Source organism: Clostridium sp. CS1-1 (genome assembly GCF_056135525.1).
The window spans coordinates 2,751,581-2,765,571 of the sequence record NZ_CM148680.1; the positions used below are offsets into that span (position 1 = coordinate 2,751,581).

10 protein-coding genes and 2 other annotated features (1 of these 12 cut by a window edge) are annotated in these 13,991 nt (G+C 32.4%); of the genes, 3 read left to right on the forward strand and 7 right to left on the reverse strand.

The annotated features are described in order from the left end of the window. Nucleotides 1-32 (reverse strand) — a binding site (T-box leader) (it extends 228 nt beyond the left edge of the window). Nucleotides 33-242: 210 nt separating this feature from the next. The 5 genes from tyrS to AC0N0V_RS13020 all read right to left on the reverse strand — a co-directional run bounded on the left by tyrS (nucleotide 243) and on the right by AC0N0V_RS13020 (nucleotide 7,769). Next, on the reverse strand, nucleotides 243-1,448 hold the full coding sequence (gene tyrS / locus AC0N0V_RS13000; RefSeq protein ID WP_474458376.1) for a tyrosine--tRNA ligase: 1,206 nt from the start codon (nucleotides 1,446-1,448) through the stop codon (nucleotides 243-245). A gap of 70 nt (nucleotides 1,449-1,518) precedes the next feature. Beyond that, nucleotides 1,519-1,790 (reverse strand) — a binding site (T-box leader). Nucleotides 1,791-1,976: 186 nt separating this feature from the next. Next, nucleotides 1,977-3,674 (reverse strand): methyl-accepting chemotaxis protein, encoded by a 1,698-nt coding sequence (locus AC0N0V_RS13005; RefSeq protein ID WP_474458377.1) that lies wholly within the window; start codon nucleotides 3,672-3,674, stop codon nucleotides 1,977-1,979. Nucleotides 3,675-4,042: 368 nt separating this feature from the next. Next, nucleotides 4,043-4,489 carry a GNAT family N-acetyltransferase gene (locus AC0N0V_RS13010; RefSeq protein WP_474458378.1) on the reverse strand — a complete coding sequence of 149 codons (447 nt, stop codon included), beginning with the start codon at nucleotides 4,487-4,489 and terminating at the stop codon, nucleotides 4,043-4,045. A 481-nt stretch (nucleotides 4,490-4,970) separates the two neighbouring features. After that, the gene (murI, locus tag AC0N0V_RS13015) at nucleotides 4,971-5,753 is read right to left on the reverse strand and encodes a glutamate racemase (RefSeq protein WP_474458379.1); all 783 of its coding nucleotides are present in this window, start codon (nucleotides 5,751-5,753) and stop codon (nucleotides 4,971-4,973) included. 540 nt (nucleotides 5,754-6,293) lie between these two features. Next, nucleotides 6,294-7,769, reverse strand: a complete 1,476-nt coding sequence (locus AC0N0V_RS13020) for a protein adenylyltransferase SelO (protein ID WP_474464530.1) — start codon at nucleotides 7,767-7,769, stop codon at nucleotides 6,294-6,296. A 462-nt stretch (nucleotides 7,770-8,231) separates the two neighbouring features. Here AC0N0V_RS13020 and AC0N0V_RS13025 point away from each other — a divergent pair, with 462 nt between their 5' ends. Next, nucleotides 8,232-9,788 carry an FAD-dependent oxidoreductase gene (locus AC0N0V_RS13025; protein ID WP_474458381.1) on the forward strand — a complete coding sequence of 519 codons (1,557 nt, stop codon included), beginning with the start codon at nucleotides 8,232-8,234 and terminating at the stop codon, nucleotides 9,786-9,788. A gap of 193 nt (nucleotides 9,789-9,981) precedes the next feature. Here the strand turns inward: AC0N0V_RS13025 and AC0N0V_RS13030 are convergent, their stop codons facing one another. Next, a complete protein-coding gene (locus tag AC0N0V_RS13030) occupies nucleotides 9,982-10,260 on the reverse strand; it encodes a YmaF family protein (protein WP_474458382.1) in 279 nt (92 codons plus the stop codon). Between the two features lie 248 nt (nucleotides 10,261-10,508). Between AC0N0V_RS13030 and AC0N0V_RS13035 the strand changes: the two genes are divergently transcribed. Both AC0N0V_RS13035 and AC0N0V_RS13040 read left to right on the forward strand, forming a co-directional pair. Further along, a complete protein-coding gene (locus AC0N0V_RS13035) occupies nucleotides 10,509-11,315 on the forward strand; it encodes a DUF2935 domain-containing protein (protein ID WP_474458383.1) in 807 nt (268 codons plus the stop codon). Between the two features lie 413 nt (nucleotides 11,316-11,728). Next, complete coding sequence (locus AC0N0V_RS13040) at nucleotides 11,729-12,646, forward strand: DUF2935 domain-containing protein (RefSeq protein WP_474458385.1); 918 nt, start codon at nucleotides 11,729-11,731, stop codon at nucleotides 12,644-12,646. A gap of 268 nt (nucleotides 12,647-12,914) precedes the next feature. Here AC0N0V_RS13040 and AC0N0V_RS13045 read toward each other — a convergent pair whose 3' ends face one another. Then, nucleotides 12,915-13,946, reverse strand: a complete 1,032-nt coding sequence (locus tag AC0N0V_RS13045) for an epoxyqueuosine reductase (RefSeq protein ID WP_474458387.1) — start codon at nucleotides 13,944-13,946, stop codon at nucleotides 12,915-12,917. Nucleotides 13,947-13,991 lie beyond the last annotated feature (45 nt).

Sequence of the window (13,991 nt, forward strand, 5' to 3'; positions counted from 1 at the left end):
TATTTATTTACTCTTCTCGTCATTGCAATTTTTTATATTATTTTATATTTTACGAAAAAATGCTTATTTAGTCAACATATCTTAAATCTCTTTTATTTTTTGTCATTACTTATTTGTTTGATTTAATAAGCAAAACATGATATTTTTTATCTTTCCACACTGAAGTACTTGATGTTATTATGAGTTATGATCAAAACAGTGTCTATAACACACTAATCTAATTCTATGCTAAGATATCTATACTAACATTCAATTGATACTCTAAAAAACCTTCTTTTTCCTACTTGAACTATATCCTTATCACTTAAAATCAGATTATTAAAGTCTACAACTTTATCTCCATTTATTTTTACGCCGCCTTGTGCTACAAGTCTCTTGACCTCACTTTTTGAAGTTTCTGGACTAAACTTAGTAATAACATTAACTATATTTTCCTCTGGCATTATTTTTATATTTGGTATATCTTCTGGGATTTCATTGTTTTGAAATAAACTTTTAAAGTGTGTTTCTGCTGCCAATGCTTCTTTTTCACTGTGGTATAAGGTAACAACCTCCTTGGCAAGTCTCATTTTTATATCTCTCGGATTAACTTGATCCTTTTCAATCTTCTCTTTTATTTCATCAATTTTATCAGGATGTATATCTGTTGCTAGCTCAAAATACTTTATTATTAGGTTATCTGGTATCTGCATAATCTTTGTGTACATATTATTAGGACTTTCTTCAATACCAACATAATTTCCTAAGCTTTTGCTCATCTTTTCCTTACCATCTATTCCTTCCAGTAAAGGCATAAATATAGCTATTTGTCTTTCTTGTCCGTACTCTTCTTGAAGAGTTCTTCCCATTAAAAGATTAAATCTTTGGTCTGTTCCACCAAATTCAATATCTGCTTTAATAGAAATTGAATCGTAAGCTTGCATTAAAGGGTAGAAAAACTCATGTATTCCAATGCTCAACTGATTTTTAAATCTATTCTTAAAGTCTTCTCTTTCTAGCATTCTTGCTACTGTATACTTTGAAGCTAATTCAATTACATCTTTAAAATTCAACTTTGCTAGCCATTCGCTATTGAACCTTAAATCTGTTTTATCTCTATCCAGTATTTTAAATATCTGTTTTTCATAGGTTTTAGCATTCTCAAGAACCTCTTCTCTTGTTAACTGTTTCCGTGCTTTTGATTTCCCTGTAGGGTCGCCTATCATTCCAGTAAAATCTCCTATTATTATTACAACCTTGTGCCCTAAATCTTGTAGTTGTTTAATTTTTCTTAATACTACCGCATGACCAATGTGTATGTCTGGCGCACTTGGGTCAAGCCCCAGCTTAACTATTAAAGGCTTATTTTCCTTTTGGCATTTTACTAATTTTCCCTCTAATTCTTTTAAATTAATTATTTCAGCAGAGCCTTTTTTTATTATTTTTATTTGATTTTCTACACTTATCATTTTAATTCCTCCTATACTATATAGTTATTTATTTTTTTGTAAAATAAAAAAACTCTCATCCTTATAAACATATAAGGACGAGAGTAATATTCGTGGTACCACCTTAATTTATCAGCATCTCACAATGCTAACCTTTTCAAGTACAATGCCTTAACTAGACATGATACTCTATCATTTTAACGGTCGAAAGGACCCGCCTACAGCCTACTACTTTCAAATTGCGAAAGATTTGGTGTGGTGCTCAGAGATGTATTCGGAACACTCTTCTTTACTCCCTCTCAGCTAACAGGAGTTCTCTGTAAAAGATAAAGATATCTTACTCTTTCTCTTCAAAGCATTTAGAAATTTCAAGTTTTAAATAATACTATCATATATGTATTAATATTTCAATAGATTGATTATTCTTTTTTATTTCAAGTAATTTTGCTACTTTTATAATAATCTTTATATTATACCCATGAAATAGATATTTTAGTATACATATAAAATTCTAAAGAGTGCTTATCTTTTAGATAAGCACTCTAAATTCTATACTTTAAACTTTCTAACCATATTGCTTAAATTTTTTACTAGCTCTGCCTGTTCTCTAGAAGCTTCAGCTACTTTATCCATGCTTAATGCAGTTTCATTTATGTTATTTAATATTTCATCAGAACTTGCTGCTGTTTCTTCAGCTGTTGCAGAAACATTTTGTATGGCATTATTTACTTCTTCTATAGTTTCAAGTACAAATTTTGAAGAGCCTGATATTTGTTTTGTTATATTATTTATAAAGGCAGAATCCTTTTCATACTGTATGCCTGTTTCCACTAAGAGTTCATAATCTAATTTCACCTGATTATTTATAAATTCCAATACTTTTTCAGCACTATTTGAGAGATTTGAGAAAGCATCCTCAACTCCGGTTACGACTTCTTGTATTTTCGATGCCGTAGTAGAAGATTGTTCCGCAAGCTTTCTTACTTCATCTGCAACAACAGCAAATCCTTTTCCCTGTTCGCCAGCTCTTGCAGCTTCTATTGCAGCATTTAGTGATAATAAATTTGTTTGGGATGCAATATTTGCTATAGCTTGTGACATATCTCTAATTTCAGTAACAACTTTGCCGGCCTCAATAGCTTGTTTAATATCTAATAAATTATCATCATTTACATTATTCGCAACAATAATAGCACTTTCCCCTTTGTTTTTTACGGCAATTGCTCTCTCTTGAATCTCTACTGCAGATTCGGTACCATCATTTGCTCTATTAGTAAGATTGTTCGTATTTAATTCAATTTCTTGAGAAGATGCATTAATCTCTTCTATAGTAGCACTTAAATCTTCTGAAGCTTTTGCTACTTGCTCTGCAGACTCATATATGTTTTTCATTTTAACAGAGATTTCTTCGCTAGTATACATTAAGTGTTGTGATGAATTTACAACTTTATCTGTTGTATTTGTTACTTCTTTGATTAGAGTTTGTAAATTCTCTACCATTTTATTATAAGCACCTGCTATTTGTCCTATTTCATCTTTGCTATCTATATTTAACCTTAACGTTAAGTCACCTTCATTACTAGCAAGTTCTTCGAGCTTGTCAGAAACCTTTGATAATCCAAAAATCTTTTTGGACATTACAACAAACACACACAGTATAAAGGTAGTAAGAATTATAATTAAAGCATTAGTAAAAATCATAGCAATATTTAGAGTTTTTTTAGCTTGCTCAGTTTCATTTTGTGCCCTAGTATTCATTTTGTTTTGGAATTCATTTATAGGGTCTGCGATGATTTTTTTGTTAGAATCATAATTATTATCAAACATTAATACCCTCGCCTTTTGTAAGTCCCCAGCAGTTACTGCCTTCATAGCAGCATCTTCTGTTGCAATTAAGGCGTCTGAGTTGTGCTTTGCTTTTTCTATTAAGTCCAATTCCTCCTTTGGCGCATTTAATTCTTTTAATCTTTGAATAACTTTATCACGAGTTTTAGTTTCATTAACCTCTTTCCAGTAATTATCATAGTGTTCCTTTTCACCAAACTGAACATATCTTCTTGCCTCATTTGTTAAATAATCTGATGCATTTGCTAAATCAATTCCTAACTGTTTAAATTCTTCCTGCCTTGATACAGCCTCACGTTCCCTTTTAAAATAAATATTTAAATAGTAAACACTGCTTCCTACTAAAACTGATAATACTAAAAAAATTGCCGCAGATAACTTCAAAAATTTTGATATTTTCACTTCGATTCCCCCCTAGTAAAATTTAGAAATAGCCTACCATGATTTGCTTCTACAAATTTCCTCCTTTTCATTTTATTTAATTTTCGTTGGATTATCTTTAAAATTTATATGTTTTTTATTTTATTATTATATAATTTAAAAAATTTCTAAATCTCAGAAAGATAAACGTCCTCTAAATACATATTTATTTTAATTAAGAATAGAATTTATCATATTTTTAGGGTAGAGTCTTATTGTTTTTAAATTGAGACGTAAAAATACCGTAAAATCCATTTCTGAATAATACGGCATTCTAAGTAATCATTCGTTTTTTATTATTGTAACGTTGAATAAGAAAGCTGTGGCCTAACTATAACCATGCATTATAATTACTTTTCTAGTATATTTTCATATTTCATTAAATAATATGGTACACTTTCTCTAACTTCTTCCTCGATTGTCCACCCTTGAGATAAATAAAAATGTAAAGCATTTACATTCATCTTTACACACTTCAAAGTTAGCGGTAACCCCACTTCTTTTGCAGATTGATTTATCAATGCTTTGCCTACTCCACACCTTTTAAAATTTGATGAAACAAATAAATTGTGAATAAATTTACCTTCTTCCCAAATTGAAACAAACCCAGCAATGTCATCATTTATTTTTGCTGTTAATATTAATTCCCCTTCTGTACTACTATCAAAATCATCTGATTTTATACTGTCTTGCTCTACCCAATTAAAAGTTTCTTGCCTTGTATTTAAAAAAATCTTACGCAACTCATCATATTCTTCTTTTTGAGCCTTTTGTATAGAAACATTATTTTTATTCAATGCCTATTCTCCCTTCATGATATAAACCAATTCATAATAAAATATACTTTAAATTTAACTATATGGGAATTGTACCATCCTTTGCACACCTTCTTCAAGCATTTTAAGTGATAAGAAAATCATGAATTGTAATACTTTATATAATTGTTATATAAAACGGAAAAATTATCCAACAACAGGTTGCGTTTTAAAATATATAAATACTAATATAATTAATATAGCTACTATAGGGAGAAGATAAAAAAGCAACATTTTATTGTTATTCATTTTAAATACTCCTTTAAATAATAATTACTATAATTGTATCATAATACCATACGCTTATTAAAGTATTGCTAATCTACGATTATTTAACCTTGTAAGAATATTGTGACGTTGATTTGAAATAAGACGTAAAAGCACCGTAAAATTCTATGCTGAATAATACGGTGCTTGAAATAACTGTTTAGTTTTTATTGTTGAGCCGCTTAATAAGAATGTTTTATACATTAATTTCATCTAATCTTTCAAATAACTTACTGTAGTTATCTAATTTTACTTTATCCTCAACCCTGAATCCTGAATTGTAGAAAATAATATTACCATTACCTTCATTTAATGATTTCATTTCTTCCAAAGTTCTTTTTAGATTTTTTACAGTACCAATGTTTCCGTCGATTATATTAACATGTGATGGAAGTAATTTTCTAAACATATCTTTATAGTAAGAAAAATGAGTACACCCTAAAACAATAGTTTCATAATTATCTAAATCATATTTAAATAATTGTTCTTTAAGATAAGGCAATACTATTTCTTCATTAAACTCAAGTCTTTCCGAAAATTGGACTAATCCTGGAAGGGGTAATAAGTCAACAACATGTTCGTTATCTAATTTAGCAATAAGATTCTGCAGTTTTTCTTCCTTCACAGTCAAAGCTGTAGCAGTTACCAGAACCCGTTTATTTATATCCTTGTTTTTCTCAATAGCAGGTTTTACGGCAGGCTCCATACCAATGATTGGAATACTGTATTTAGCCCTTAACTCTTCGATTGCTACGCTTGTAGCAGTATTACACGCAATAACTATCGCCTTGACTCCCTGTTGAATAATAAACTCTACAGCATTAAAAATATACTTTTTAACTTCATCTTTCGGTTTGGGTCCATATGGAACATTTAATGTATCTGCGTAATATATATAATCCTCATTAGGTAACATTTTTAATGCATCATGTAATACAGTAATGCCTCCGATGCCAGAGTCAAAAAAACCTATTTGCATTTCTATTCCTCCAAAAAATAAAGTCCATATGTAAATTTAACATACATGCAGTCTAATTATATCATGAAATTCAAGTTGCGTCATTACCATACAACTTCATTAAGCATAGCTATTTAACACTATATTATTCAATTCTTAAAGAGCATTGTTTATATCTTCAAGTTCAATAGTCAGTTCGTATTTTGACTATAATCCGTCTTATCTTTATGCGATAGAAGCCCTCCCTATTAATATCGGCCAAATAAAAAAGATAACAAAGCCTTATTATAAACAGAGTTCTTGGCATCAGATGGAGTTTTAACTCCACCTGATGCTTAGAAATCGTTATCCAGGGACGTAGCCGCTCTTTACTCCATCTTGTAGAAAAGCAGATATCCCAAATCTCCGATTTGGTGATAGTCGCTTTCACACCGTGCGAGGGAGTATTAGAGCGGGTAGTCATCGGATAAAGTTTTACTATCTTTTTTATTTATAGCATCCCTACTTTTTTCTTGTTAGTAACGAACATCACTCGTTCGTTACCAACATATTGCTTCTGCTCTAGGTACCGCAAAAGGTTCGGTAAGGACGCTCTGATTTTGCAGGTAGTGTGGAATAGTCAGCCTGTTCAGGAGAGTGTGCGTAAGGACATGTAAGGACATTAAGAAGTTTCTCCATCACGCTGTAGTCTCTATGTTTCACCGCGGCATCTAGTGCCTCTTCTACACGGTGGTTGCGAGGAATTACTGCTGGATTACTGCTTTGCATCAATCTATGAGAGGCATCTTTTGATTCCTGCTGCCTGTCTAGCCTCGCCTGCCACTGCTCATGCCACTGAGTAAATTCCACAGTATCAAATAGCAACATATCTTCTGCATTTTCAAAAGTTAATGCACGGAAGGTATTGGTATAGTCTGCATCATACTTATGCATCATGCTGAGGAGATCTTCAAAAAGAGATTCATCATGTGGCTCTTCGTTAAAGATTCCCAGTTTTGCTCTCATTCCCGCCATCCAACTTCTATGATATAACTCAGTAAAATCCGAAATCGCATCCTGAGCAAGTATAACAGCCTGTTCCTGGTTGTCATGTAGTAGCGGTAGTAGAGTCTCAGCAAATCTCGCTAGATTCCACGCGGCAATATGAGGTTGATTGCCATAAGCATAGCGGCCACGAGTGTCAATAGAACTAAACACCGTTGCTGGATCATAGGCATCCATGAAAGCGCAAGGGCCATAATCAATAGTTTCTCCACTCAAGGTCATGTTGTCAGTGTTCATCACCCCATGAATAAAGCCAATCAGCTGCCATTTGGCAATCAGTTCAGCCTGACGCTTGATCACTTCCTTAAGCAATAAAAGGTATCGATTCTCATCAGCTTTAACCTCTGGAAAATGTCTTTGCAATGTATAATCCGCAAGAGCCTGAAGTTCCTCCACAGTTCCCCATTTTGAAGCATATTGAAAGGTACCAACGCGTAGATGACTAGCAGCCACACGGGTAAGAATTGCACCAGGTTGTTCTGTTTCTCGAATTATTGACTCTCCAGTTTCCACTACTGCTAAACTGCGGGTGGTAGGAATACCAAGACCATGCATTGCTTCGCTGATGATATATTCACGCAGCATCGGTCCAAGTGCCGCTCGACCATCACCTCCACGGGAGTATGGAGTTCTACCTGAACCCTTAAGTTGAATATCAACCCTCTCACCTGAGGGCGTGATTTGCTCCCCAAGTAGCACAGCCCTGCCGTCACCTAACATGGTAAAATGCCCAAATTGGTGTCCTGCATAAGCTTGAGCAAGAGGCGAAGCGCCTTCTGGAATCTCGTTGCCAGAAAGGATCACTGCGCCATCATTACCTTGCAGCACCTGGACGTCCAACCCTAATGCTGTTGCGAGCGGATAATTGAGAATGATTAACTTCGGTAACCGTACAGGGGTTGGATTCTGAGTAGTGAAAAATAATTTCGGTAGACGAGCATAACTGTTATCTAAATTCCATCCTGTTTCTATTATTCCTTTTCTCTCTGTCATCGTATCTCCTTTTCTTCTTCTATATTTTTGTATCATAGCTTTTTCTTTTACATAAACAGATTTCTTAGTGTCTTTGACACTTAGAAATCGTTATCCAGAGACGTAGCCGCTATTTACTTTATATATCAACACAATGCAACCCCTTTTAGTTTCTGCTGCTAATAGTTTATTATACCTTCTCCACTTCAAATAAAATATGACGTAAAAATACCGTAAAGTTCTTTTCGAGATAATACAGAATCTTCCATACCTCATTGTATAATTTTGATATTTCTTAATGTAAACATAAGCACATAAAAAATTATTTGCCTCTATAGTAATTAATTTATATTACCATTATTGCAAAACAAATGAATTAATAGTTTGTATTCACATATTTTTTTTATATTTACAAATCATAAATATAGAAGTAACTAAAATTAGTATATTTTAAAAATTGTTCTAAGAAAGGTGAGTTTGAGTATGAAAAACAATAGTTTGGATGTTTTCGCTAGTAATCATGAACCATACTGGATTGCTTCTGTGAATAAAACAGATTATCCAACTCTAACTGAGGATATTAATGTGGATGTAGCTATAATAGGAGGAGGTTTAGTTGGACTTACTTCTGCATTATTTTTAAAAAGAAAAGGTTTAAAAGTAGCTATACTTGAATCTAATAAGATTGCACATGGTACAACTGGCCATACTACAGCAAAAATAACTTCACAGCATAATTTAATTTATAATAAAATAAAAAACAAGATGGGAGAAGAAAAAGCAAGACAATATGCAGACGCAAATGAGACTGCAATTCAAACAATTGCAAATTTGATAAAGGAGAAAAATATAGACTGTGATTTTTCCTGGCAATCTGCTTATGTTTATACTCAGTCTGATGAATATATCGAACAAATTGAAAATGAGGTAAAAGCTGCTTCTAGTTTGGGGATAAAAGCATCCTATTTAGATAATATACCTCTTCCTTTCAAAATAAAGGCTGCTGTACGTTTTGAAAATCAAGCACAATTTCATCCTTTGAAGTACATACTTGAACTTGCTAAAGAAATACCAGGTGATGGAAGCCATATTTTTGAACATACAAAGATTGTTGATGTTCAGGATAATGAGAATTGTGTAGTAGTGAGCAATGATGGAAAAAAGGTTACAGCATCTAAAGTTATTGTTGCTTCCCATTTCCCTTGCTATGATGGATTAGGAATGTATTTTGCAAGGATGTATGCTGAGAAATCATATGTGTTAGGGATTAAGGCTAGTGAAACATATCCAGGAGGGATGTATATAACCGCTGAAGACCCAGGTCGCTCACTTCGTTCTCAAAAGTATAATGATGGTGAAATTATACTAGTAGGTGGAGAACACCATAAGACTGGAGATGAGAAACATACTAACATTCATTACGAAAACTTAGGCAATTTTGCAAAAGAAACCTTTAATGTAGAAAAGCCATTATTCAGGTGGTCAACACAAGATTGTATGACTATAGATAGTATTCCTTATGTTGGCCATCTTACATCAAAAACCTCTAATGTGTTTGTAGCAACAGGCTTTGGTAAATGGGGAATGACCAATAGTACAGCATCAGCAATGATTCTAACAGATTTAATAACTAAGGGAGAAAGTCCATGGGCAGCAGTATATGACCCTTCTAGATTTGATTTAAGTTCAATACCTAAATTAGTATCAACTAATGTAGATGTTGCAGTAAAACTTGTGGGAGGAAAAATCACGCCAGTACCTGACGATGTGAAAATTGAAAATGGAGAAGCTAAGGTAATTAGCGTTGATGGAGAGAGAGTAGGTGCTTATCGTGACGAATGTGGAAAGCTGCATATAGTCGATATTACTTGTACTCACTTAGGTTGTGAATTAGTATGGAATGAAGCAGAGAAAACTTGGGACTGTCCTTGTCATGGTTCAAGATTTAATTATGATGGTGACAATGTTGAAGGGCCTGCATTTAATAAGCTAAATTGTCAAGGTGAAGGACCAAATAAAAAAGATCCAAATATATTTTAGTAACAAGGTCTTATGTAAAATCGATGAAAGTTAAGATTTTAAAACGCTTACCACAAGATCTATAGTAGATTATATAAAGCCAACAATTAATAAAAAGTTAAATCAGTAGCAGGATAAAGTTTTTTAGAGAATCTAACGGATTTCAGTTTGACTGAAAAACCCCCAAGAGCTGGGGGTTTTCTTATATTCCGTATTAATGGCTTACACTTGTAGCACTATTCATAAAATGATAATGTTCTTGAGCGATATGCGTTATTCCATAAATATAGTGAATGTGTCCTCCAGGAACGTGATAGTCACGGCTTGTCTGAATAGCATAATAGTGCATATGTCCATCTCGATAAGTTGTATATCCTACAATATAATGCACATGAGGTACTCCAGTTGGGGATAACGAAGTTTGTCCTCTATAGTTGTGACTATGGTTATCGTTTATAGATGTATTTCCTAAGTAATAATGACTATGGCACATTTACATACTCCTTAAACAAATATTACATTTCTATAATATGACGGTTATTATTTAGATGTTACATTCATTAGAATAAAAAACAGAAGACACTTATAAAGATAGATTAAATCCATTGATTTTAATATTGATTTAATTATTTATTCTTAGAGTTGAATTTAAATGTTGTATTTTAATCTAAGATGTTGTAACAAATATGTGAATACCCTCATATAATAAATGGTGTGTATTATTTTTTATGGGGTGTATAGATGAATAACTTTATTCCAGAGTCTTTAGATTTAAACAGATATTGGTTAAGAATTATGAAAGAACATGCTATTTTTATTCAAGCAGGGTTGCCTTGTGGAAGACCTGATTTAATTCAAGAAGCGGCATTCTTCCAAAAGCAATATGATAGTCTACTTACTCTAGCTAAACAAATGACGAATCCAGCAGAACAGGAAGTTATGTTGTTAAATAATCAAGCTTACGCTCTAACACTAAAGTATATTAAATATAAAACTAAAATTTTAGAATATAATCTTCTATGTAAAATGCCACTTCAAAATTTATATGCATTATTAATTGACCATATAAGAAGAGAGGCAATTTTATTTACACAAGAATTGCAAAGAGTACAATTCGGTACAGTCCAAGTACCAGGTTATAGAATTATGAGTGAGCAGATGTTCTGGACAAGAATAATGGCTGATCATTCTAAGTTTATAGTTAACTTACTTGATCCATCCGAAAGAAGATTAGAAAAGCAAGCTAGAGAATTTAGTGATTTATTTGATGATTTAAAACAGCAGGCAATTGACCTTGAAGGCATGATTTCACCTTCCTATATGATTATTCCTACTATTGAAAGATTCACTGAAGAAGTAACAGAAGCAACGGAAAAATTGAGAGACTTTAAGCGAACTGGTAGAGAGTTAGCTGGTGAATGTAAAATGTTGAGCGAAATACCAGAATTATTAGCAGATCACGTCATGAGGGAAGCAGAACATTTCCTTAAACTTTTAAGTGACCATAAAGAGTTACTAGGAAAAAGCAAAAAGAAAGGTAAATGTTAGTAAAAACAATGTAAGTTAATATAAAATCCACACAAGTCTATGGATGTTAAAGCCTTTGTATTTTACAGAGGCTTTTATTGTTATTTAACTTACTTGCTTCAGCTAAATCTCTAGAAAATAAGAGCAAGCATCATTAATGGCAAAGTAATACTTACACTGTTCTCCATAACAATGTGGCTGTTAGGTACAATACTTTTAAATTAATAGAAAAGTCATTATAGTAACAAGTTCTAATAAAAAATGAGTAAAAGTACTCTAATTATCCTAAGTATAAATGTCAATATCTTCATTAAGTAATTAGTATTATTAAAAGCTTATCACAAGTGAAAATAATGTACATATAATATTAACACACAACAACTATTGATAAAGATATACAAAAAAGCTTTATGCTATAAGGAGAGATGAAGTATATGTTATCTACAAAAGAATTCATTAGACAATCCCTTGAATTAAATCTATTTTTCATGAGGATAATGAAAGAGCATGCTTTTTTCCTAGAAGCAGGATTTACACCAAAGAATTCCGACTTAGCACAAAAAGGGGACAACTTTAAAGAACTTTTCACTAAACTCTTAGAAGAAACAATTTCTCTTTCAGATGGAGTAATTAGCCCTATGGTAAAGCAATCTGGAGAGCTTGTAACTAAGTTTACCTTACCTGCTGAAAAGGCTACAGTCTTCTACACCGGAATACCAATTGATACTGATGTTACAAAGGCTGAAGCAGATATTGTTCCTGGCTGTGACAATAATTTTTCAAAAGGACTTGAATTATCTGTAAGAGATTTAAATGAGATGACCTTGAAAGCAATTGAAAAAATTATTGACTATAAATCTAGCATTTTAAGGGATGTACTAAAATGTAATATTTTCACCTTCAATTATCCACTTTTGATAGATCATGTAAGGAGAGAGGCCATATTTTACCACAAATTATTGTCCAGACTACAAAAGAGAATTGAGGTAGATATCGTTCGTGAAGCAGTAGAGCAGCAACAATTCTGGAATAGAATTATGGCGGAGCACGCAAAATTTATAAGAGGACTCTTAGATCCAACTGAAGAAGATTTAATTAAAACCGCGCATATGTTTGGAAAAGAGTTTGATATATTAACAGCTGTTGCCATAGAATTAAATGATTCCATTTCTGATATTACTGAGGAAGACCTTGAAGCAACAAAAGATATAAGGAACTTTAAAGCAGAGGCTACAGCTGGCCTACTAAATTGTGATATAAGGTCAATTATTGTCCCTTTATTAGGAGACCATACCTTAAGAGAAGCAAATCACTACCTCAGGTTGTTAAAAATTTTCAATAAAAAGTTATAGTCTTGAGGTCATGATTCATTAAACCGAATCATGACCTTTGAGCATAAAATATAGGTAAGTTATATCTATATTTGAAGAAATTATTTAAAATTTTAATTCTTGATTATACATATATTGTTCGTATTGCGAATTAACCTTAGAGTAACTTCATCATTCTCTTCTTTGATTTAAATTTTTCTTTATTTTTCATTGACAAAATTATTTAGTTCAAAAATATCATGCACCATGTCTTTTTCATTGCAGTTTTAATTGATTGTAAAGAACCTATTTATCGTAGATTCAGTTTTTGAATTGCCCATTGAGCCATTTCTCTTACTTTGACATTACTATCGTTACAAGCATACAAAATATATTCTTTATACTCCTCCTTATAGTTATTTACCATTGCGTTAATGGCATTAGTCTTCCATTTCCAAACATCATTTTTTCCTATGTACCAAAACTTAGGTTGTATTATATTCTCTAAAAATGTATAGTCCATTTTTATGATTTTTTCTAGCGAAATATATTGACTTAATTCAGATAAACCAGGAAATTCTTCTATAGCATTCCAAGCTCCTTTGTTCATAGGACAAACATCTTGACAAACGTCACATCCATAAACCCAATCTCCAATTTGTTCTCTAAATTTTTCATTAGGCATATCTCTGCCTGTAAATGTGGTCATGCAGGATACACAAGCCATAGGACTCATAGTATACGGCTGTGATAAGGAAGTTGATGGACAGGCTTTTATACATAGATTGCACTTTTCAGAGCAAGCCCTAACTTTAGGTATTTCTATAGCTTCTAATTCCTTATCAATCAGCCATGCCTCTAAATATATCCATGAGCCATCTTCCGTGTAAAAAAAATTATTTTTACGAATTATTCCGAGTCCAGCTTTCAATGCCGCCCATCGCATTGCTGTAAATCCAAACTTTCGTTCAGTTTCTGCTCTAAGTCCCATGTCTTTCATGTATCTTTCAAACTTTAAACTATCTTGAAAATCTTTTGATTGTTCATCTACTCTGCTATCTACTAAATAATATTTAGCTATTACACCTTTTAAATGTTCTGGAATATGATATTTTCCATATTTTCTTACGCATATAACAATGGATTTCGCCCATGGGTGTGTGTCTTGTATATGTGTAAAACGATAAAGGCTTTGGTAAAAGCCCTTGGCTTCTGGGATTCTTTCAATTCGTTCATTAAGCCTCTCTTCATAATCATTCATATCAGATATTTTAATAATACCGCACTTTTCATAACCCATATCAAGTGCTGCACTCTTTATTTGGTCTGCTAATAAATTCATTCTTATGCACCCCTTCCATGAATTTATACTATCAAACAACTATAC

Excerpts from the sequence above, each read along its gene's own strand:
- AC0N0V_RS13035 (WP_474458383.1), top strand. The coding sequence starts at position 10,509 with ATGAATAACTTTATTCCAGAGTCTTTAGATTTAAACAGATATTGGTTA.
- AC0N0V_RS13040 (WP_474458385.1), top strand. The coding sequence starts at position 11,729 with ATGTTATCTACAAAAGAATTCATTAGACAATCCCTTGAATTAAATCTA.
- AC0N0V_RS13025 (WP_474458381.1), top strand. The coding sequence starts at position 8,232 with ATGAAAAACAATAGTTTGGATGTTTTCGCTAGTAATCATGAACCATAC.
- AC0N0V_RS13045 (WP_474458387.1), bottom strand. The coding sequence starts at position 13,946 with ATGAATTTATTAGCAGACCAAATAAAGAGTGCAGCACTTGATATGGGT.
- AC0N0V_RS13020 (WP_474464530.1), bottom strand. The coding sequence starts at position 7,769 with ATGACAGAGAGAAAAGGAATAATAGAAACAGGATGGAATTTAGATAAC.
- AC0N0V_RS13030 (WP_474458382.1), bottom strand. The coding sequence starts at position 10,260 with ATGTGCCATAGTCATTATTACTTAGGAAATACATCTATAAACGATAAC.
- murI (WP_474458379.1), bottom strand. The coding sequence starts at position 5,753 with ATGCAAATAGGTTTTTTTGACTCTGGCATCGGAGGCATTACTGTATTA.
- tyrS (WP_474458376.1), bottom strand. The coding sequence starts at position 1,448 with ATGATAAGTGTAGAAAATCAAATAAAAATAATAAAAAAAGGCTCTGCT.